Origin of the sequence: Pseudomonas sp. 7P_10.2_Bac1, assembly GCF_025465935.1 — a bacterium.
Taxonomy (GTDB): Bacteria; Pseudomonadota; Gammaproteobacteria; order Pseudomonadales; family Pseudomonadaceae; genus Aquipseudomonas.
Genome location: NZ_JANLNV010000082.1, coordinates 252811 through 274018 on the forward strand (window position 1 = coordinate 252811; position 21208 = coordinate 274018).

The window sequence follows — 21208 nt, forward strand, 5'->3', positions numbered from 1 at the left end:
CCGGCGGCTTATTGATAGCGTACGGACACCACGCCTTTCTTTTCACTGATGGACAGCTTCGGGGCTGCTTGCAATTGCTTGAGTGAGCTGACATGGGTGCCTCCGCACGGGTACAACGGCAGTTCGCCGAAGCCGATGAAGCGCTGGTCTGCGTTGATCTGCACCACACGCGGCAGATCAGCGCTGATCCACTGAGCAAGTTGCTCCTCGATCTGCTCGCAATTCATGGGCTGGGCGTTTTCACCGGGTACAAAACTGACCCGGCATTCTCCAGGCCAGTGGTGGGCCTTGACCGGCATCCAGCCTGCACGCTCGCCGCACACACCAATCAAATGGCCAACGGAATGCAGCCGCGTGTTCAGTTCACGTCGAGCCTCGTCCACGCGGGCCATTGCCTGACCGGGTGTCACCGGCTGTTTGACGATATGCACCAGTCGATCCTGATCATGGAACACTTTCAACACTTCACTGGCACCAATCCAGCCGGTGTCACTGGGCTGCCCGCCACCCTGGGGATGGAAAGGCGTTGCCCGCAGAATCACGGCGAAGCCGTCGTCGTGGGGTGAGCAACTGAGCACGTCGACGTCGGCAGTGAGGGCATCGTCGGTAAAAAACAGACGTGAAGTCATGGTGTAGGGTCCTGAAACAATAATGTTTGAAGTATAAGGACGACTCCAGGGTGTGATAATCCCTCAAAATTTCAATGGACCTGTGCGCTGTGAGCATAAATCTTCCGCTGTCTTTGCTGGCTGAAATGGTGATCTTCGTGAGGGTGGTCGAGGTCGGAAGCTTTTCCGAGGCGGCTCGACAGCTAGATACGTCGCCCTCTGCCGTCAGTCGCAGTGTGGCCCGCCTGGAAAAAGCCCTGGCGATCCGCTTGCTGCAGCGCACCACCCGCAAGCTGCGTTTAAGCGATGCAGGCGAAGAAGTGTTCAAGCGATGCCGCGAGGTCGTGGGGGCCGCGCAGTCAGTCATGGACCTCAGTGGTCGCTATACCCAGGAGGCCGAGGGGCTGATACGGGTGAGCGTACCCAAGGCCATCGGCCGCTACGTGGTGCACCCGCACATGCCCGAATTTTTGCGGCGTTATCCCGGTGTCGATGTACAGCTGATTCTGGAAGACCGGCATGTTGATTTGATCGACGACAACGTTGATTTGAGCCTTCGTATTACTGATCAGCCACCGCCAGGGCTGGTGGGGCGGCAGTTGTTTCTCATCGAGCATGTGCTGTGCGCCACGCCTGCGTACCTGGCAGAGCACGGTACGCCGCGTTTACCCGAGGATCTGCGTCATCACAGTTGCATTTACCTGGGCGAAACCCCGGCTGACGCGCGCTGGAAATTCAAACAGGGCAGCAAGTCGGTCACGGTGGCGGTGCAGGGGCGTTACGCGGCCAATCACACGGGCGTGCGACTGGACGCGGTATTGCAGAATATAGGCATTGGCAGCCTGCCTTATTTCACGGCGCGGCAGGCGCTGGAGCAGGGGGCGGTTGTACAAGTGCTGCCGGACTGGAGCTTTATTGCGTCTTACCACGGCGGCGTGTGGTTGCTGCACACCCCCACACGCTACCTGCCGCCCAAGTTGCGGGTGTTTATCGACTATCTGGTAGAGCGGCTGGCGCAAGAGCCGACGTTAAGCGCCTGGCAAGAAAAAGACCCGCGCGGTTAACCGGGCGGGCCTTGAGTCTTTCGCAGATCAATCAATGCTGCGGGCTGTCTTCACCCGTGGGCAGGGCCATGAACTGCTTTTCCTGGTTCCAGTCGAACGGCTCGCCGTTTTCTTCGGCTTCAAAACGACGCTCTTCCAGGGCTTCATACATGTCCAGTTCTTCGTCGGAGAGGAAGTTGAAGCACGAGCCGCCGAAGAACCACAACAGGTCGCGCGGGACCACGTGGGCGATTTGCGGGTAACGTTCAATCACCTGGCACAGGATGTCCTGGCCCAGGTACTGGCTTTCATCAAAATCGGTCAGCAGACCGGCTTTCATTTCATCGAAGCGTTCGATAAACAACTGATGGCTTTCTTCCGGGATTTGCTCGGCGTCACCGACGGCAACCAGGATACTGCGCAGAATATCGAGCAGGGCGAGATTGTGGTTGAGGTCATTAGTGGCCATGGTGGAGTCCTCTAGAGCAAAACGGGCGCGAGAGTATAAAGCTCTGCGCGCCCGCTGTCCTGTTAGCGAATCTTGCCTTCGCTGTGGGTGAGTTCCTCCTTGTCGAAATCATCCACGTCAATCACCTTGCGCCGTGCGGCTTCTGCGGCGCGCAGGGTTTCGGCTTCTGCGGGTTGCAAGATGCCCGCGTTCTGCGCCGAGTCGATGGATGGTTCGCCAGGCACCGCTTTGAGCTGACCACTTTTCAGTGCTTCATGAAGTTTCTTGTGCAGCGGGTGAGCGGCTTTCAGCAAGTGCGCGGCATGTTGCAAGGCGCCCACCGCGTCGTCGGCTGATTGCGGGCGGTAGCAGCCTGCAAGTACTGCTTCCAGCGTCGGATCGCCTTTGGCCCGGCCCAGCACGGCGGCGACTTCAGCGTCCAGCGCATCGCAAGGCCCGGTATGACGACGGCCAAACGGGAACACCACGCCGCGCAACAGAAAGCCCAGCGGTCGGCTCGGGAAGTTTTTCAGGATCTCGTCCAGCGCCCGTTCCGACTGCCCGAGGCTTTCTTCCATGGCCCAGCGGAACAGCGGATTGAGGTGCTCGGGGGAGTCCAGGTCGTGGTAACGCTTGAGCGCCGCCGAGGCCAGGTACATGTGGCTTAATACGTCACCCAGGCGCGCGGACAGACGTTCGCGGCGCTTGAGCTCGCCACCCAGCAACATCATGCTCAGGTCCGCGAGCATGGCAAAGGCAGCGGCCTGTCGGTTCAAGGCGCGGAAGTAACCCTGGCTCAGTGTGTTGCCGGGCGCGTGTTCAAAGCGCCCGAGCCCCAGGTTCAGCACCAGAGTGCTGGCCACGTTGCTGACGGCAAAGCCGATGTGCTTGAGCAGCAAGTTATCGAATTCAAGCAAGGCCTGTTCGCGATCTTCACGCCCGGCCAGGGCCATTTCCTTGAGCACAAACGGGTGGCAGCGAATGGCACCCTGACCAAAGATCATCAGGTTGCGCGAGAGGATGTTGGCTCCCTCGACAGTGATGAAGATCGGCGCCCCTTGCCAGTTGCGGCCCAGATAGTTGTTGGGGCCCATGATGATGCCCTTGCCGCCGTGCACGTCCATGGCGTGGCTGATGCATTCGCGGCCGCGCTCTGTCAGGTGGTACTTGAGAATGGCTGACAGCACTGAAGGCTTCTCGCCCAAGTCCACCGCATTGGCGGTCAACATACGGGCGCTGTCCATCAGCCAGGCGTTGCCGCCGATGCGCGCCAAGGCTTCTTGAATACCTTCAAAGGCGCCCAAGGGCACGTTGAACTGCTCGCGTACCTGGGCGTATTGCCCTGTTACCAGGCTGGTGAACTTGGCCGCGCCGGTGCCGACTGCCGGCAAAGAAATCGAACGCCCGACCGACAGGCAGTTCATCAGCATCATCCAGCCCTTGCCGAGCATCTCTTGACCACCGATCAAGTAGCTCAGCGGGATAAACACATCTTTGCCCCAGTTCGGGCCGTTCATGAAGGCCGCGCCCAGCGGCAAGTGCCGCCGACCGATTTCAACGCCGGGGGTGTCGGTAGGGATCAGCGCCAGGCTGATGCCCAGGTCTTCTTTGTCACCCAGCAAGTGTTCGGGGTCATAGGCCTTGAACGCCAGGCCGAGCAAGGTGGCTACCGGACCCAGGGTGATGTAGCGCTTTTCCCAGTTCAAGCGCAGGCCAATGACTTCTTCGCCTTGCCATTGGCCTTTGCAGATGATCCCGGTGTCGGGCATCGCCCCGGCGTCGGAACCTGCCAGTGGGCCGGTCAGGGCAAAGCACGGGATGTCATCGCCACGAGCAAGGCGCGGCAGGTAATGGTTGCGCTGCTCTTCGGTCCCGTAATGCAGCAGCAATTCTGCTGGGCCGAGGGAGTTGGGGACCATTACGGTAGACGCCAGGTCACCGCTGCGGGTGGCCAGTTTCATGGCGACTTGCGAGTGGGCGTACGCCGAGAAGCCCTTGCCGCCGAACGACTTGGGAATGATCAGGGCGAAAAAGCCGTGCTCCTTGATGTGCGCCCAGGCTTCAGGCGGCAAGTCCATGGCCTGGCCGATCTTCCAGTCCGAAACCATGGCGCACAGTTCTTCGGTGGGGCCGTCGATAAATGCCTGTTCTTCTTCTGTCAGTTGAACCTTGGGATAGGCCAGCAACTGGTTCCAGTCGGGGCGGCCGCTGAACAGTTCGCCATCCCACCACACGGTGCCGGCGTCGATGGCATCGCGCTCGGTTTGCGACATGGGCGGCAGAACTTTCTGAAACCAACTGAACAGCGGCGCCGTAAAGCGTTTGCGGCGCAGTTCAGGTAGCAATAGCAAGGCTGCCGGGGCCGCCAGCAAGACCCACAAGAGCACCAATACCCAGATCGGTGCATCGCTGAAGAAGTCCATGATGAGCAGATAAATCGCTACCACGGCAATCGCGGTCAGGGGGGCGACGCGGCGATGGGCCAGCCAGGCCACGCCGACAATCAAAACCAGAATCCACAACAACAGCATATCCAAATCCTCCATGAAGCCAGGGGGCGCACCCTTGTGAGCTTAGTCGCAACTCTTGAGCAAGGTCGTTCAATAGTGACCTTGTGCGGGAGGCACAGTTCAGCTTCACGGCGTAGACTGCCCCGGCGTCTATCAATCAGGAGTTCAATCATGCTGAAAGTGTGGGGTCGCAAGAATTCGTCGAATGTCAGAAAAGTGCTGTGGTGTATCGAAGAGTTGGCGCTGGCGTATGAGCGAGAAGAGGCGGGTGGTGCGTTTGGGGTGGTAGACAGCCCGGAATATCGCGCGTTGAACCCCAATGGCCGAGTGCCACTGCTCGAAGATGATGGGTTTGTGCTGTGGGAATCCAACGTCATCGTTCGCTATATCGCCGCCCAATATGGCTCGGATACCTCCTGGTATCAGAACGATAACCGCGTTCGGGCCCAGGCGGACAAGTGGATGGACTGGACCACTTCTTCTTTTGCCGTGGCCTTTCGCGATGTCTTTTGGGGGATTTTGCGCACTCCGGCCGAACAGCAGGATTGGGTGAAAATCAACGCCTCCATCAAGGCGTGTGCCGAGTTGCTGGTGATTGCCGACGAAGCACTGTCTGAAAAACCTTACCTGTCGGGTGATGAGATCGGCATGGGTGATATTCCGCTGGGCTCGTTTATCTACGCCTGGTTCGAAATGCCCATCGAACGCCCGCCACTGCCGCATCTGGAGGCCTGGTATGAGCGCCTTAAACTGCGTCCGGCCTACCGCAATGCGGTCATGACTGCGTTGACTTAATAGCCACTATTAATACGGGCGACTGTACTTGTGCGGCAAGGCCAAGCACCATTGCGCATGTTCACTGGCTTTGTCGGACTTGTCTTACGGACAGTCCGCCCTTATTGAGTCTCCCTCTTATCCCCATCTTGGTGCGTAATCCGATATGAGTTCCGCTCTGTCCATACGGCAGCTAACCAAAACCTACGGCAACGGTTTCCAGGCCCTGAGTGGTATCGATCTGGACGTTGCTGAAGGTGACTTCTTCGCTTTGCTGGGCCCTAACGGTGCCGGCAAATCCACTACAATCGGCATTCTTTCCACCCTGGTGAATAAAACCAGTGGCACGGTCAATGTCTTTGGCCACGACCTGGACCGCAACCCCGCCGCGCTCAAGCGCAGCATCGGTGTGGTGCCGCAAGAGTTCAACTTCAACCAGTTTGAAAAGACCTTCGATATTGTCGTGACCCAGGCGGGGTACTACGGTATTCCGGCCAAAATCGCCAAAGAGCGTGCCGAAAAATACCTGACACAGTTGGGGCTTTGGGATAAACGCGACACGCCTTCGCGCTCCTTGTCGGGCGGCATGAAGCGCCGTCTGATGATCGCCCGAGCATTGGTGCATGAGCCGCGTTTGCTGATCCTCGACGAGCCAACTGCCGGCGTGGACATCGAACTGCGCCGTTCGATGTGGACCTTCCTCACCGGGCTGAACGAGCAGGGAACCACCATCATCCTCACTACCCATTATCTGGAGGAGGCTGAGCAGTTGTGCCGCAACATCGGCATCATCGACCACGGCACCATTGTGGAAAACACCAGCATGCGCCAATTGCTGGGCCAACTGCATGTCGAGACGTTTGTACTTGACCTGAAACACCCGCTGTCAGCCACCCCGAACTTGATCGGCTACCCGAGCTTGCTGCTCGACGGCACCACCCTGGAAGTACAAGTCGACAAAGACGTGGGCATTACCGGGTTGTTCACCCAACTGGCCGCGCAAAGCATCGAAGTGGTGAGCCTGCGCAATAAAACCAATCGCCTTGAGGAGTTGTTTGTGTCGCTGGTCGAGAAAAACCTGGCAAAGGTGGCCGTATGAGTTCGGAGCTGCGTCCCAACCTGGTTGCCCTGAACACCATCATTTACCGTGAAGTGCGTCGGTTCATGCGGATCTGGCCGCAAACATTGCTGCCACCGGCGATCACCATGGTCCTGTACTTCGTTATCTTCGGAAACCTGATCGGTCGGCAAATCGGTGACATGGGTGGCTTCACTTACATGGAGTACATCGTACCGGGCTTGATCATGATGTCGGTGATCACCAACTCCTACGGCAACGTGGTCTCGAGCTTCTTCGGGGCCAAGTTCCAGCGTTCGATTGAAGAGTTGATGGTGTCACCGGTGTCACCGCACACCATTCTGATCGGCTTTACCGTGGGCGGTATCTTGCGCGGCTTGATGGTGGGCTTGATCGTGACCTTGCTGTCGTTGTTCTTCACCCACTTGCAGGTGCATCACTTGCTCCTGACCATTGTGGTCGTGGTGCTGACAGCGACGATCTTCTCGCTGCTGGGCTTCATCAACGCCGTGTTTGCGCGTAACTTCGATGATATTTCGATCATCCCGACCTTCGTGCTGACGCCGCTGACCTACCTGGGCGGGGTGTTCTACTCGATCACCTTGTTGCCGCCGTTCTGGCAGAGCGTTTCGCTGGCCAACCCGGTATTGCACATGGTCAACGCCTTCCGCTACGGGATTCTGGGCGTGTCGGACATCAAAATCAGCGTCGCACTGACCTTCATGGTCGTGGCCACCGTGGTGTTGTACTTCGCCTGCGCCAAATTGCTGGTGAGTGGCCGGGGTATGCGTCAGTAGCTTTCACACCTGTAGGAGCGAGCTTGTCTCGCGATCTTTTCAAGATCAAAAGATCGCGAGGCAAGCTCGCTCCTACAAAATGGTGCAGGGCAGGTTTTACAACGCCTTGCGCTGTTTTTGGCGTCGCTTCCACTGCCGGCTGACCCACCATCGCCAATACACCATGGTCAGGCAGTAACCCAGCCCACCCAGCACTAATCCGCTCACCACTGAGCCCAGTAAAAACGGCTGCCACACGGTCGAGAGCTGGCTGCTGATCCATTCCCATGTGAGTTCATCGGGCAGGCTGCGGGGGGGAACGTCCATCAGCCAGGCGCCAAGCAAGTACGTGCAATAAAAAATGGGCGGCATGGTGATCGGGTTGGTCAGCCATACCAGGCCGACTGAAATCGGCATGTTGCTACGCACGAGGATTGCCAGGCTGGCGGCCAGTAACATTTGGAACGGCATGGGGATGAAGGCGGCAAATAGGCCCACAGCCATTGCCCGCGCGACAGAGTGACGATTGAGGTGCCAAAGATTGGGATCGTGAAGCAGTGAGCCCAAAAATCGTAAGGACTTGTGTTCCTTGATGCGGGCCGGATCTGGCATGAACCGCTTGATTGAACGCCGTGGCATAGGCTTCTCGATGGGAACAAGGGCGTAGTATGCCCAAGTTTCGCAGGCCGACTATTCAGACTTTGTGACAATTTTTTAGCCCCCGACCATTAATCCCAACTAATCAGAGAGCAGGGATTACTTCGGATCAGCTTATGTACTTAGGGATGTTGGCGCTGGCGTCAGGGTTGATTGCGCTGCGCTATTTACCCGCCATACCCGCCATTGAGTGGGTATGTCTGATGCTGGTCGCGGGGCTTGTGCTGCTGGTGCTGCGCGTTTACCTGGTTGGGCTTTTTTTACTCGGGCTCAGTTGGGCGTGTGTGCAAGGCCAATGGGCGCTCGATGACCGCCTGTCGCCAGCCTTGGATGGGCGCACGTTATGGGTAGAGGGGCGGGTGGTCGGCTTGCCGCAACCGTCTGAGGGTGTTGTGCGTTTTGAGCTGGGCGACGCAGTCTCGCGGCACGCCACCTTGCCGGCCATTCTACGGGTGAGCTGGTACGGCGGGCCGCAGGTCAACAGCGGTGAGCGTTGGCGGCTGGCGATTAACCTCAAGCGTCCCAAAGGGCTGCTTAATCCGCAAGGTTTCGACTACCAGGCCTGGCTGCTGACGCAACGGATTGGCGCTACAGGCAGCGTCAAGGATGGCCAGTTGCTGGAGCCTGCCCGTCACGCCTGGCGTGACGGCTTGCGTCAGCAATTGTTGCGCAGTGACGCCAATGGCCGGGCGCCATGGTTGGCCGCGCTGGTGATGGGCGACGGTTCGGGGTTGAGCAGAGATGACTGGAAGCTGCTGCAAACCACCGGTACGGTCCATCTGCTGGTGATTTCAGGCCAGCATATTGGTCTGTTTGCCGGGCTGATTTATGGCCTGGTGGCCTTGCTGGCTCGTTATGGGCTGTGGCCTCGGCGGCTGCCCTGGCTGCCATGGGCATGCGGGTTGGCATTTGCCGGGGCCCTGGGTTACGGCGTGCTGGCAGGTTTTGAGGTGCCTGTTCAGCGGGCCTGCGCAATGCTCGGGCTGGTGCTGGTCTGGCGATTGCGGTTTCGTCACTTGGGTGTGTGGTTACCTTTTTTGCTGGCGCTCAACGCGGTGTTGATTATTGAACCGCTGGCCAGCTTGATGGCTGGGTTTTGGCTGTCATTCGCAGCCGTTGCCGTGCTGATTTTCACCTTCAGCTCACGCTTGGGCCCGTGGAGCTGGCGCGCAGCATGGCTGCGCCCGCAAGGGTTGATCGCGATTGGCTTGTTCCCGTTGCTGTGGATTCTCGGGCTGCCCATCAGCCTGTCCGGCCCGCTGGCCAATGTGGTTGCGGTGCCGTGGATCAGTCTGTTGGTGTTGCCTCCGGCGTTGCTGGGGACTTTGTTGTTGCCTGTGCCCGGGTTGGGTGAAGGTTTGCTGTGGGTGGCTGGCGGCTTGCTCAACGGCCTGATTGTGGGGCTTGAATGGCTGGCCGGGACGTTGTCGCCGTGGTTGCCTGCCAGTGTCCCGATCAGTGTCTGGCTGCTGACTGTGCTGGGTGCCTTGCTGCTGTTACTGCCTGCCGGGACGGTGCTGAGGCCGCTGGGTTGGCCGCTGGTGCTGCTGGCAGTGTTTGCCCCGCGAACGCTTGTTCCGCCGGGGCAAGCTCAGGTGCTGCAACTGGATGTCGGCCAAGGTCTGGCAATCATCGTGCGTACCCGGCATCACACGCTGCTGTATGACGCGGGGCCAAAAGTGCGAAATCTTGACCAGGGCGAACGCGTTGTCGCCCCTGCGCTGCAAGCGATGGGCGTCGATACGCTGGATATGATGCTGCTCAGCCACGCAGATTCGGACCACGCGGGCGGTGCGTTGGCCGTTCAGCGTGCCGTTAAAGTGAAGCGGGTGGTCAGTGGTGATGTGCCACTGTTGCCCGATCAGTTGCTGGCCCAGCCTTGTGAGAGTGGTGAGAGCTGGGAGTGGGACGGGGTTAGGTTTTTGTTGTGGCAATGGGAGGGGGCGACCGACGGTAATCAGCGTTCGTGCGTGTTGCAGGTCCAAGCCGGCGACGAACGGTTGCTGTTGACCGGCGATATCGACGTCGAGGCCGAGCGGGCCTTGCTTGAAAGCTCCCTGGCGGTGCCAACGCGCTGGCTGCAGGCGCCGCATCATGGCAGCCGAACCTCATCATCGATGAACTTTCTAAAGAACCTGTCACCTTCTACGGTGTTGATCTCTCGGGGGCACGGCAATACCTTTGGTCATCCGCATCCACAGGTCATTGCACGCTATAAGGCGCTGGGCTTGAGTATTCTGGACAGCGCTGAACACGGGGCCATTGGCTTTCGACTGGGAGCTGACGAGGTGGCCGAAAGCCTGCGCGACCGGCGGCGGTTCTGGCGGGATTAACGCGGGCCTTGTGGTAAAGTGGCGCACTTTTTCGAGGGGATTGTCACTGTGTGGGAACTGGTCAAATCCGGCGGCTGGATGATGCTGCCGATCATTCTGAGTTCTATTGCCGCGCTGGGCATTATTGTCGAACGCCTGTGGACCTTGCGCGCCAGCCGCGTGACCCCACCGCACTTGCTTGGCCAGGTGTGGGTCTGGATCAAGGATAAACAGCTGGACAAGGAAAAACTCAAGCAACTGCGCGCTGACTCCCCGCTCGGTGAAATCCTGGCGGCTGGCCTGGCTAACTCCAAGCATGGTCGCGAGATCATGAAAGAGTGCATCGAAGAAGCCGCTGCCCGGGTTATCCACGAGCTTGAACGCTACCTCAATGCCTTGGGCACGATTGCCGCGATGGCGCCCTTGCTGGGGCTGCTCGGCACGGTGTTGGGCATGATCGATATTTTCAGCGCTTTCATGGGCACCGGCATGACCACCAATGCAGCAGTGCTGGCGGGCGGTATCTCCAAGGCCTTGATCACCACGGCAGCGGGCTTGATGGTGGGGATCCCGTCAGTATTCTTCCACCGTTTCCTGCAGCGCCGGGTCGACGAATTAGTGGTCGGCATGGAGCAGGAAGCGATCAAGCTGGTTGAAGTGGTGCAGGGCGACCGCGAAGTCGACATGGTCGGGAGCAAAGCGTGAAATTTCGCCGCAAGCCCCGGGAAACGGTCGACATCAACCTCGCGTCGCTGATTGACGTGGTGTTTATCCTGCTGCTGTTTTTTGTGGTCACCACCACCTTTACCCGCGAGACACAACTGCGCGTCGACTTGCCCGAGTCGGTCAGCGGCGCGCCCACCGAAGACCAGAACACCAAGTTACTGGACATCGCCATCAGTGCCGATGGGGTCTTTTCGGTCAACAACCAATTACTTCCGAAAAATGATCTGGCAAGCCTGATGGATGCGTTGCGCACCGCCTCGGGCGGCGACACCAGCTTGCCCGTGTCGATCAGCGCTGACGGCAAGGCCCAGCACCAGTTCGTGATCACGGCGATGGATGCGGCGGGCAAGCTCGGCTTCAGCCATTTACGCATGACCACTGTTGAAGCGCAGACGGCTCCCTGATGGCTATATCTGATCGCTTGTTGCGGGCCTGGTACCGCGGGCACCCGCTGCTCGCTCTGTTAACCCCTCTGGAATGTCTGTATCGCCGCGTGGTTGAGCGTAAGCGTGCACGGTTCGTGGCGGGCGAGGGCGAGATCTATCGCGCCCCGGTACCGTTGGTGGTGGTGGGTAATATCACTGTGGGCGGCACGGGCAAAACCCCGCTGATTCTCTGGTTGATCGAGCATTGCCAGAGTAAAGGGCTGCGGGTGGGTGTGGTCAGTCGCGGCTATGGCGCCAGACCACCACACTTGCCATGGCGCGTGACGGCGCAGCAAAGTGCCGATCAGGCCGGCGATGAACCGTTGCTGATCGTGCAGCGCACGGGTGTGCCGCTGATGATCGACCCAGATCGTAGCCGAGCGGTCAAAGCCTTGCTCGACAGCGAGCCGCTGGACTTGATCCTGTCCGATGATGGCTTGCAGCATTACCGGCTGGGTCGCGATCTGGAGCTGGTGTTGATCGATAACGCCAGAGGCCTAGGCAACGGCCGTTGCTTGCCGGCCGGGCCGCTGCGTGAGCCTGTCGAGCGCCTGCAGAGCGTCGATGCTGTGCTGTACAACGGTGCCGATAGCGACCCGCAGGCAGGTTTTGCCTTCAAGTTGCAACCCACCGCGCTGATCAATCTGTGCAGTGGTGAACGCCAGCCGCTGGACTATTTCCCGTCAGGCCAGGCGCTGCATGCGGTCGCCGGGATCGGCAATCCCCAGCGTTTCTTCACTACCCTTGAAGCGCTACACTGGCGGCCAATCGCCCATGCTTTCGCCGATCACGCACCTTACAGTGCCGAGGTCTTGAATTTCACGCCGTTGCTGCCGGTGGTCATGACCGAAAAGGACGCCGTTAAATGCCGCGACTTTGCGTCACCCCACTGGTGGTACCTGGCGGTCGATGCTGTTCCGTCAGCGGCATTTGTGCTGTGGTTTGATCAACAGCTACAGCGCCTTATTCATCTTTAATTCCAGGGAGCCCTTATGGACACCAAACTGCTCGACATCCTTGCTTGCCCAGTGTGCAAAGGCCCGCTCAAACTCAGTGCCGACAAAACCGAGCTGATCAGCAAGGGCGCTGGCCTGGCTTACCCGATCCGCGATGGCATTCCGGTCATGCTGGAAACCGAAGCCCGTACCCTGAGCACCGACGAGCGTCTGGATAAATGATTCCGGTTTTTACAGTGGTCATTCCGTCGCGCTTTGCCTCGACCCGCTTGCCAGGCAAGCCGCTGCAAATGATCGCCGGCAAGCCGATGGTCCAGCATGTCTGGGAGCAGGCCAGCAAAAGCAGTGCGCAACGGGTCGTGGTAGCGACTGACGATGCGCGCATTGTCGAGGCCTGCAAGGCTTTCGGCGCTGAAGTGGTGATGACCCGCGCCGACCATGAGTCGGGCACCGATCGCCTGGCTGAAGTCGCCGCCCAATTGGGGCTGGCCAGCGATGCCATCGTGGTCAATGTGCAGGGTGATGAGCCATTGATCCCGCCTGCGTTGATCGACCAGGTGGCGGTAAACCTGGCCGCCCACAACGAGGCAGGCATTTCTACGCTGGCCGAGCCGATCGAGGACGTTGAGCAGTTGTTCAACCCCAACGTGGTCAAGGTGGTCAGTGATATCAATGGTCTGGCACTGACATTCAGTCGCGCCACCTTGCCATGGGCGCGTGATGAATTCGCTCAACAGCCGGGCGCATTGCCTGCCGGTGTGCCGTACCGTCGCCATATCGGCATCTACGCTTACCGCGCCGGCTTCCTGCAGGACTTCGTCAATTGGGGGCCGTGCTGGCTTGAGAACACCGAGCGTCTTGAGCAACTGCGCGCACTGTGGCACGGCGTACGAATTCATGTCGGCGATGTGCTTGAAGCGCCGCCAGCCGGTGTCGATACCGTCGAAGACCTTGAGCGCGTTAGGCGTTTGCTGGAGGGTTAATGCGCATCTTGTTTGTTTGCCTGGGCAACATTTGCCGTTCACCCACCGCAGAAGGTGTGTTGCGCCAAAAAATGCGCGAGGCCGGTCTGGCTGAGCGCGTTGAGGTAGCCTCTGCCGGTACGGGCGGCTGGCACAAGGGCGAAGCACCCGACGTGCGCAGCCAGCAGGCGGCCAAGCGCCGTGGTTATGACCTGTCGGCGCAACGTGCGCAGCAAGTCAGCACAGCCGATTTCAATCGCTACGATCTGATTCTGGCGATGGACAAGAGCAACTTGCGTGATCTCAAGGCATTGCAGCCCGCAGGGGCCAAGGCTGAACTGGATTTGTTCCTGCGTCGCTATGAATCGGTGAAGGACGAGTGCCCGGACCCTTATTACGAAGGCGAGGCAGGCTTTGAAGAAGTGCTGAACCTGGTTGAGCGCGCCTGCGATTTGCTGATCATTGAAGTGAAGGGCCGTTTATGAGTTTGCAGGTGCAAGTTGATGCGTCACTGAAGGCGTACAACAGTTTTGGCGTGGAGGTGCGTGCCAGTCGGCTTGCCGAAGCGCGCACCGACAGTGATGTGCGTGAAGCCTTGCAATACTCGGTCGAGCAGAAGTTGCCCTTACTGGTGATTGGCGGTGGCAGCAACGTGTTGCTGACCGGCGATGTTCGTGCGCTGGTCTTGCGCATGGCCAGCCGTGGCATTCGCATTTTGGTCGACGACGGCGAGCGTACTGTCGTCGAAGCCGAGGCTGGGGAGGTGTGGCACGCTTTTGTGCTGTGGACTTTGGAGCAAGGCATGTCCGGCCTTGAAAACCTGAGTTTGATTCCTGGCACGGTGGGCGCTGCGCCGATGCAGAACATCGGCGCTTATGGCGTCGAAGTCAAAGACGTGTTCGAAGGCCTGACAGCGCTGGATCGGCAAACCGGTGAGTTACGCGAGTTCACCCTGGCCGAATGCGCGTTTGGCTACCGCGATAGCCTCTTCAAGCAGCAGCCGGGTCGTTGGTTGATCTTGCGGGTGCGCTTTGCCTTGAGCCGTATCGAGCGTCTGCATCTGGAGTACGGTCCGGTGCGCCAGCGTTTGAGCGAGCAGGGCATCGAGCAGCCGACGGCCAAGGATGTGAGCCGGGCGATCAGCAGTATTCGAGGCGAAAAACTCCCTGATCCCGCGATGCTGGGCAATGCTGGCAGCTTTTTCAAAAACCCACTGGTTTCTGCTGTTCACGCGGCGCAATTGAAGCGTGCGCATCCTGAGCTGATCGGTTATCCACAGGCCGATGGTCAGGTCAAACTGGCTGCAGGCTGGTTGATCGAGGCAGCAGGCTGGAAGGGCTTTCGTGAGGCGGATGCCGGTGTGCATCGTCTGCAGTCGCTGGTCCTGGTCAATTATGGCTCGGCCACAGGCCTGCAGTTGCTGGCCTTGGCCAAGCGAATTCAGGCTGATATCCAGCAGCGCTTTGCGGTGCAACTGGAGATGGAACCTAACGTGTATTGAGTTTATCCAGTGCCACTGGCTGAACTCACACCCACGCAGGCTTGGTGTGTATACCCACTGTTTTCAGGTCTGAACTTGAATGAAGCAACTACCCGCATGTGCGTTAGCGATAACTCTGGTGACGTTGACGGGGTGCATGACGGCCCCGCCACGGGACCAAAATAATTTGTGCAACATCTATCGCCAATACCCGGCCTGGTACAAGGATTCGGTGGCGATGCAGACTCAGTGGGGCACGCCACCCAACGTTGCCATGGCAATCATGAAGCAGGAAAGCAGCTTTGTGGCCGATGCACTTCCCCCGCGCGCCTACCTGCTGTGGGTGATTCCGTGGGGGCGGGTCAGCCCCTCCTATGGTTATGCACAGGCACAGCCACCGGCCTGGAAAGATTTTGAGAGAACGATGGGGCGTTCGGGCTCGCGTGACAACTTTGCTGACACCATCATGTTTATCGGCTGGTATACCGCGGGTACGCAGCGTCAGTTGGGAATCTCCAAGTGGGACGCCTACAACCAGTACCTGGCGTATCACGAAGGGCGTGGGGGCTACAGCGCCAACACCTACCGTGCCAAGCCCTGGTTGATGCAGGTCGCGCGCAAGGTTCAGCAACAGTCACAAACCTACGGTGCGCAGCTTAATCAGTGTCGCGACGAGTTGGAGAAAGAGCGCCGCTCGTCCTGGTTTTTCTAGAATCGCGGCATAAAAAAAAGCCCCGCCAGTTCAGAACTGGCGGGGCTTTTTAGTGGCCTTGGGAGTTAGGCGAGGGGTTTAGGCTCGTGCTCTTCTTCCTTGGCTACGGTTTCGCCCTCTGCAGCTTGAGCGGCGGCAGCGGCAGCTGCAGCGGCTTCTTCGCGCTTGCGACGACGTACTTCACGTGGATCGTTAGGCGCACGACCGTTGCTTGGCAGTTTCACTACCGGCGCAACCACTACGGCTTCAACCGCTTGGGCAGCTACCACGGTTTCAGCAGCGGCCGGTTGTTCAACGACTGCCGTTTCCACCACAGTTTGTTCGACAACAACTTCAGCAACCGCTGGCTCGGTGCGTTCAACCTCAGCGGTTTCAGCAGCAGGCTTGTGAGCTGCGCGGGCTTCTTTAGCGGGCTCTGGCGCTTTTTCGATGACCGGAGTCTCTGCAGCCGGTGCGCGTGGTGCTTCTTGCGCTGGGGTTGCTACAGCGGCTTCGACAGCAGGTTGCTCGGCAGCGACGGCAGGGGTTTCGATCGAGGGGGCTGGCTCGGCAGCGACCGGCGTTTCGGGTTGAGCGACAGGGGTCGCTGCAACTTCAACTTCTGGCACCTTGACCGCAACCACCGGGGTTACGCTTTCAGCAACAGGTTTTTCAACCACTGGCGTTTCAACAGCCGGGGTTTCTACGACAGGGACTTCAACAACCGGTGCTTCGACAACTGGCGCTTGCGCAACAGGAGCGTCTGCTACCGCTGCAGCTTCAACTACCGGGGTTTCGCTTGCAGGCGCTGCAACGATCGCCACTTCAGTGGTTTGCGCTTTTTCAGTTGGGGCTTCGGCTGGCGTCGATGCCTCTACAGCCTTGGTTGCGCGCTCGGCTTGCTGGTTGGCCTGGGCTTCAGCAGGTGCGCTGATGGCCTGGGTTTGAGCCGCTTGCTCTTCAGTGGCCTGTGCAGCCACCGGTTGAGGGGCGGCAGCAGTGTCTGCGTTGGCTTCTTCGCTGTTCTCTTCCGCGCCTTCAATCACATTGCCGTTGGCATCGCGTTGACGCTCACGACGGTTGCTACGACGACGTTGGCCACGGGAGCGGCGACGTGGGCGATCGCCCTCGGCGTTCTCTTGGGTATCGTCCTGTGCCTGCTCTTCGCTGGACAGTACTTCTTCGTCCTCGCTAGCTGCGGCAACTTGGGCTTCGCGCGGTGCGCGCTCTTCACGTGGTGCGCGAGGCTGGCGTTCTTCACGAGGTGCGCGGGCTGGACGCTCGTCTTCGGTCGCGACTGCGGCAGCAGCAGTGGCTACGGCCGGGGCAGCATCCAGAGGCTCGCGCAGTTCGCGTACGCGCTCTTCACGGCCTTCGCCACGAGGCTTGCGATCTTCGCGTGGTGGGCGCGGTGCGCGTTCTTCACGTGGAGGACGTGGTGCGCGCTCTTCGCGGGCAGTGGTGACGGTCGGTGCGTCTTCACGTGGCTCGCGCAGTTCGCGAGGGGCGCGTTCTTCACGCGGTGCACGTTCTTCACGCGGTGCGCGTTCTTCGCGTGGCGCACGCTCTTCACGAGGCTTGCGCTCTTCGTCGCGGCGACCGTTGCGGTTGCGATTCTGCTGGCGACCATTGCGACGCTCTTCGTTGCGGGCAGGGCGCTCGGTGGTCGCAGCCGGCTTTTCAACCACGGCAGGCGCAGCAGGTTCTTCCTTGCTGGCGAACAGGTTGACCAGCGATTTCACCAGGCCTTTGAACAGGCTTGGCTCGGCCGCTTTCGGCGCTGGTGCAGCGGCAGGTGCAACCACTTCGGTCGGGACCGGTGCCGAGGTGCGTGCCGGAGCCGTTTTAACGGCAGCTTCCTGGCGTACCAAGGTACGAGTCGCAGCGGCTGGCTGAACTTCTTCCACTTCGGCGGCAGCGGCAGCAATTTCGTAGCTGGACTGGTTGTTGTTGGCTTCCGGGCTGTCATCACGCAGACGCTGTACTTCGAAGTGCGGCGTTTCGAGGTGGTCGTTCGGCAAAATGATGATGCGCGCGCGGGTGCGCAGTTCGATCTTGGTGATCGAGTTGCGTTTTTCGTTGAGCAGGAACGCCGCGACCGGGATCGGCACCTGGGCACGAACTTCGGCAGTGCGGTCTTTCAGGGCTTCTTCTTCGATCAGGCGCAGGATGGCCAGCGACAATGACTCAACGTCACGGATGATGCCGGTACCGTTGCAGCGTGGGCAGACGATGCCGCTGCTTTCGCCCAGCGATGGACGCAGGCGCTGACGGGACATTTCCAGCAGGCCAAAGCGCGAGATGCGACCTACTTGTACGCGGGCGCGGTCGGCCTCAAGGCATTCGCGGACTTTTTCTTCCACGGCGCGCTGGTTCTTGGCAGGGGTCATGTCGATGAAGTCGATGACGATCAGGCCGCCGATGTCGCGCAGGCGCAACTGACGGGCGATCTCTTCAGCCGCTTCAAGGTTGGTTTGCAGTGCGGTTTCTTCGATATCGCTGCCTTTGGTGGCGCGCGCCGAGTTGATGTCGATAGACACCAGGGCTTCGGTCGGATCGATAACGATGGAGCCGCCGGACGGCAGTTCAACGACGCGCTGGAAAGCGGTCTCGATCTGGCTTTCGATCTGGAAGCGGTTGAACAGCGGAACGCTGTCTTCGTAGAGTTTGATTTTGCTGGCGTACTGCGGCATCACCTGACGGATGAAGGTCAGGGCTTCGTCCTGGGCTTCAACGCTGTCGATCAGTACTTCGCCGATGTCCTGGCGCAGGTAGTCGCGGATGGCGCGGATGATGACGTTGCTTTCCTGGTAGATCAGGAATGGAGCGGCGCGGTCCTGTGAGGCTTCCTTGATGGCAGTCCACAGTTGCAGCAGGTAGTCGAGGTCCCACTGCATTTCTTCGCTGCTGCGGCCAAGGCCAGCAGTGCGCACGATCAAGCCCATGTCGGCAGGAGCGATCAGGCCGTTCAGTGCTTCGCGCAGTTCGTTGCGTTCTTCGCCTTCGATGCGACGGGAAATACCGCCAGCGCGAGGGTTGTTAGGCATCAGAACCAGGTAGCGGCCAGCGAGGCTGATGAAGGTGGTCAGGGCGGCGCCCTTGTTGCCACGTTCTTCTTTCTCGACTTGCACGATGACTTCCTGGCCTTCGCTCAGGACGTCCTTGATGTTGACGCGACCTTCCGGGGCTTTCTTGAAGTATTCGCGGGAGATTTCTTTAAGGGGCAGGAAGCCGTGGCGCTCAGAGCCGAAATCGACAAAGGCAGCCTCAAGGCTGGGTTCGATGCGAGTAATACGGCCTTTGTAGATGTTGGCTTTCTTTTGCTCGCGGGCACCTGACTCAATGTCCAGGTCGTAGAGGCGTTGGCCATCTACCAGTGCAACGCGCAACTCTTCAGGTTGAGTTGCGTTAATCAGCATTCTTTTCATGTTGTACCGTCGGTTTCCGGGCTACCGGAAACGGCGTTCGGCACACACGACTTCTCATGGTCGGTGTCAGGTGCGTCAGGAGTAGTTGGCCACTCCAGTGTCCAGCGAGGTTCGACCAATGGGGGCGAAGTCGCGACTTACGCTTCCTGCTTGCTGTGGTGACTTAATAAGCACTCAGTCAGGAGGAGGAATCAACCAGCGGCTGTGGACGAGATGAAGCGTCTTGATAAAGCCTATTGCTACACAGTCCGGCGGTTGTGCATCTCCACCCTACACGTATCCTTGATAATTCGGGTGCTGCCGCGCGCAGAATCCGCAGCGGGTTGGCATTTACCGTGTTCTCCAAATGGGGAGTTCACGCATCATGGCTAATAAAGGCGATGTTTTCCGAAGCATTCGCTATCGAAATAACTCGAAGTTGACTGCACTTTGTGAACTGGCCGTGAATATCGGCGTAAAAGGCGAGTTTGCACTCTGCTTTCCAGGCTCGCTTCAGGCCTCATGTCACCTGCGCTCGTTACAACTCCAAGTGTTCCGTGTATAGCAAAAGCCCCGTAGGACGGCCTTCCGTCCTCGTGAAGAGCGTTGGTCAGGGTCGGTTATTCACCGTTATTCCGCTGTCCAGGCCGCTTTTGGCGGCGTTCGCGACTATAGCAGTAATGATTAAGTGCTTCAATTCCATAAAAAATTGTTATCATCCGCGGCATGACGACGACTACCCCCCCGACCCCCAGCGTCCAGCTGCTTGAGGTCACGCCGGAATATGCCGGCCAACGCATCGATAATTTCCTGCTTGCACGGCTCAAGGGTGTTCCCAAGACCTTGATTTACCGCATTTTGCGTAAAGGCGAAGTGCGCGTGAACAAGGGGCGGATCAAGCCTGAGTACAAGCTGCAGGCGGGCGATATTGTGCGCGTGCCGCCGGTTCGTGTGCCTGAGCGCGATGAGCCGGTGCCTGTTGCGCAAGGCCTGTTGCAGCGGCTCGAGGCGGCGATTGTCTACGAAGACAAGGCGCTGATCGTGTTGAACAAGCCTGCCGGTATCGCTGTACATGGCGGCAGCGGCCTGAACTTTGGTGTGATTGAAGCCTTTCGTCAGTTGCGTCCGGATGCCAAGGAGCTTGAGCTCGTGCATCGCCTGGACCGTGACACTTCCGGTCTGCTGATGATCGCGAAAAAGCGCAGCATGCTGCGTCACTTGCACGAAGCCCTGCGCGGTGACGGCGTCGACAAGCGTTACATGGCGCTGGTGCGTGGTCGCTGGGAAACGTCGGTCAAGCAGGTGCGTGCGCCGCTGATGAAGAGCAACCTGCGCTCCGGCGAGCGTATGGTTGAAGTGAACGACGAAGGTAAAGAGTCGGTCACGGTGTTCAAGGTACTGCGGCGTTTCGGTGATTTTGCCACCATGGTCGAGGCCAAGCCGATTACCGGGCGTACCCACCAGATTCGCGTGCACACGCTGCATGCGGGGCATTGCATCGCCGGTGACACCAAATATGGCGATGAAGATTTCTCAAAGGAAATTCGTGATCTGGGCGGCAAGCGCCTGTTCTTGCATGCCTACATGCTGACGGTGCCTCTGCCGGACGGTGGCGAACTGAAGTTGCAGGCTCCGGTAGATGATATATGGGCCAAAACAGTGGAGCGTCTGAGTGCCGAGTGAATACAAGCTGCTGATCTTTGATTGGGATGGCACGCTGGCCGATTCCGTTGGTCGGATTGTTACGGCGATGCGTGTGGCGGCCCAGCGCACGGGTCGTCCGGAGCGGGATGAGGAATCCATTCGCGGGATCATCGGCCTGGGTTTGCCGGAGGCTATTCTGACGCTGTATCCAGATATGGCTGAGTCTGAAATGGCGGTTTTCCGTCAGCATTACGCGGATGTCTATATCGCCATGGATGAGCAGCCTTCGCCGCTGTTTCCGGGTGTGGCTCAGACGCTTGCAGCGTTTCGGGCAGATGGGTATCTCATGGCTGTTGCCACGGGCAAGGCCCGGCGCGGGCTTGATCGGGTGCTGAAAGTGCATGGCTGGGAGCGTTTCTTCGATGTCACGCGAGCGGCAGATGAAACGGCTAGCAAGCCCAATCCGTTGATGTTGAATCAAATCCTCGAGCATTGCGGAGTGTCGCCGCGCGAAGCCTTGATGGTGGGGGATGCATCCTTTGATCTGCTGATGGCGCGCAATGCGGGCATTGACTCTGTTGCGGTGAGCTATGGTGCTCAGTCGGTGGAGCGTCTGCTTGAGTTCGAACCTCGGTTGGCAATCAATGAGTTTCCCGAATTGCGAACCTGGTTGGGTCGGCAGGTCAAATAAAGTCTTTGGTGGGGTAGAGC

At 59.2% G+C, this 21208-nt stretch carries 20 protein-coding genes; 15 read left to right on the forward strand and 5 right to left on the reverse strand.

Going from position 1 to position 21208, the window contains the following annotated elements:
- Positions 1-8: 8 nt before the first annotated feature.
- Positions 9-629 carry an alanyl-tRNA editing protein gene (locus NTD86_RS18985; protein ID WP_262204443.1) on the reverse strand — a complete coding sequence of 207 codons (621 nt, stop codon included), beginning with the start codon at positions 627-629 and terminating at the stop codon, positions 9-11.
- Between the two features lie 89 nt (positions 630-718).
- Between NTD86_RS18985 and NTD86_RS18990 the strand changes: the two genes are divergently transcribed.
- Positions 719-1672, forward strand: a complete 954-nt coding sequence (locus NTD86_RS18990; protein WP_262204444.1) for a LysR family transcriptional regulator — start codon at positions 719-721, stop codon at positions 1670-1672.
- A 31-nt stretch (positions 1673-1703) separates the two neighbouring features.
- Here NTD86_RS18990 and NTD86_RS18995 read toward each other — a convergent pair whose 3' ends face one another.
- Positions 1704-2120 (reverse strand): PA2817 family protein, encoded by a 417-nt coding sequence (locus NTD86_RS18995; RefSeq protein ID WP_262204445.1) that lies wholly within the window; start codon positions 2118-2120, stop codon positions 1704-1706.
- 62 nt (positions 2121-2182) lie between these two features.
- A complete protein-coding gene (locus NTD86_RS19000; protein WP_262204447.1) occupies positions 2183-4630 on the reverse strand; it encodes an acyl-CoA dehydrogenase in 2448 nt (815 codons plus the stop codon).
- A gap of 150 nt (positions 4631-4780) precedes the next feature.
- Between NTD86_RS19000 and NTD86_RS19005 the strand changes: the two genes are divergently transcribed.
- From NTD86_RS19005 to NTD86_RS19015, 3 genes are all read left to right on the forward strand, one after another.
- Complete coding sequence (locus NTD86_RS19005) at positions 4781-5404, forward strand: glutathione S-transferase (protein ID WP_262204449.1); 624 nt, start codon at positions 4781-4783, stop codon at positions 5402-5404.
- Between the two features lie 145 nt (positions 5405-5549).
- Positions 5550-6482, forward strand: a complete 933-nt coding sequence (locus tag NTD86_RS19010; protein WP_262204451.1) for an ABC transporter ATP-binding protein — start codon at positions 5550-5552, stop codon at positions 6480-6482.
- Positions 6479-7258: an ABC transporter permease gene (locus tag NTD86_RS19015; protein WP_048389040.1), complete on the forward strand. Its 780-nt coding sequence runs from the start codon at positions 6479-6481 to the stop codon at positions 7256-7258. The genes NTD86_RS19010 and NTD86_RS19015 overlap by 4 nt, the downstream gene beginning before the upstream one ends.
- A gap of 96 nt (positions 7259-7354) precedes the next feature.
- Here the strand turns inward: NTD86_RS19015 and NTD86_RS19020 are convergent, their stop codons facing one another.
- Positions 7355-7876: a DUF2062 domain-containing protein gene (locus tag NTD86_RS19020; protein WP_262204453.1), complete on the reverse strand. Its 522-nt coding sequence runs from the start codon at positions 7874-7876 to the stop codon at positions 7355-7357.
- 134 nt (positions 7877-8010) lie between these two features.
- Between NTD86_RS19020 and NTD86_RS19025 the strand changes: the two genes are divergently transcribed.
- The 9 genes from NTD86_RS19025 to NTD86_RS19065 all read left to right on the forward strand — a co-directional run bounded on the left by NTD86_RS19025 (position 8011) and on the right by NTD86_RS19065 (position 15467).
- Positions 8011-10227: a DNA internalization-related competence protein ComEC/Rec2 gene (locus NTD86_RS19025; protein ID WP_262204455.1), complete on the forward strand. Its 2217-nt coding sequence runs from the start codon at positions 8011-8013 to the stop codon at positions 10225-10227.
- A 48-nt stretch (positions 10228-10275) separates the two neighbouring features.
- A complete protein-coding gene (locus NTD86_RS19030; RefSeq protein WP_262204514.1) occupies positions 10276-10911 on the forward strand; it encodes a MotA/TolQ/ExbB proton channel family protein in 636 nt (211 codons plus the stop codon).
- Positions 10908-11336 (forward strand): ExbD/TolR family protein, encoded by a 429-nt coding sequence (locus NTD86_RS19035; RefSeq protein ID WP_262204457.1) that lies wholly within the window; start codon positions 10908-10910, stop codon positions 11334-11336. The genes NTD86_RS19030 and NTD86_RS19035 overlap by 4 nt, the downstream gene beginning before the upstream one ends.
- Positions 11336-12334 carry a tetraacyldisaccharide 4'-kinase gene (gene lpxK, locus NTD86_RS19040; RefSeq protein WP_262204459.1) on the forward strand — a complete coding sequence of 333 codons (999 nt, stop codon included), beginning with the start codon at positions 11336-11338 and terminating at the stop codon, positions 12332-12334. The genes NTD86_RS19035 and lpxK overlap by 1 nt, the downstream gene beginning before the upstream one ends.
- A 15-nt stretch (positions 12335-12349) precedes the next feature.
- The gene (locus NTD86_RS19045; RefSeq protein ID WP_003442540.1) at positions 12350-12535 is read left to right on the forward strand and encodes a Trm112 family protein; all 186 of its coding nucleotides are present in this window, start codon (positions 12350-12352) and stop codon (positions 12533-12535) included.
- The gene (gene kdsB / locus NTD86_RS19050) at positions 12532-13296 is read left to right on the forward strand and encodes a 3-deoxy-manno-octulosonate cytidylyltransferase (RefSeq protein WP_262204461.1); all 765 of its coding nucleotides are present in this window, start codon (positions 12532-12534) and stop codon (positions 13294-13296) included. Before NTD86_RS19045 ends, kdsB begins: the two co-directional genes overlap by 4 nt.
- Entirely contained in the window at positions 13296-13760 is a 465-nt protein-coding gene (locus NTD86_RS19055; RefSeq protein ID WP_262204463.1) for a low molecular weight protein-tyrosine-phosphatase, read from the forward strand. Before kdsB ends, NTD86_RS19055 begins: the two co-directional genes overlap by 1 nt.
- Positions 13757-14776 (forward strand): UDP-N-acetylmuramate dehydrogenase, encoded by a 1020-nt coding sequence (gene murB / locus NTD86_RS19060; protein ID WP_262204464.1) that lies wholly within the window; start codon positions 13757-13759, stop codon positions 14774-14776. The genes NTD86_RS19055 and murB overlap by 4 nt, the downstream gene beginning before the upstream one ends.
- Positions 14777-14855: 79 nt before the next feature.
- Complete coding sequence (locus NTD86_RS19065) at positions 14856-15467, forward strand: hypothetical protein (protein ID WP_262204466.1); 612 nt, start codon at positions 14856-14858, stop codon at positions 15465-15467.
- Positions 15468-15532: 65 nt separating this feature from the next.
- Here the strand turns inward: NTD86_RS19065 and rne are convergent, their stop codons facing one another.
- A complete protein-coding gene (gene rne, locus NTD86_RS19070; RefSeq protein ID WP_262204468.1) occupies positions 15533-18865 on the reverse strand; it encodes a ribonuclease E in 3333 nt (1110 codons plus the stop codon).
- A gap of 714 nt (positions 18866-19579) precedes the next feature.
- Between rne and rluC the strand changes: the two genes are divergently transcribed.
- Together rluC and NTD86_RS19080 are read left to right on the forward strand one after the other, a co-directional pair.
- Complete coding sequence (gene rluC, locus NTD86_RS19075; RefSeq protein ID WP_262204469.1) at positions 19580-20536, forward strand: 23S rRNA pseudouridine(955/2504/2580) synthase RluC; 957 nt, start codon at positions 19580-19582, stop codon at positions 20534-20536.
- Positions 20526-21188 (forward strand): HAD-IA family hydrolase, encoded by a 663-nt coding sequence (locus NTD86_RS19080; RefSeq protein ID WP_262204470.1) that lies wholly within the window; start codon positions 20526-20528, stop codon positions 21186-21188. The genes rluC and NTD86_RS19080 overlap by 11 nt, the downstream gene beginning before the upstream one ends.
- Positions 21189-21208 lie beyond the last annotated feature (20 nt).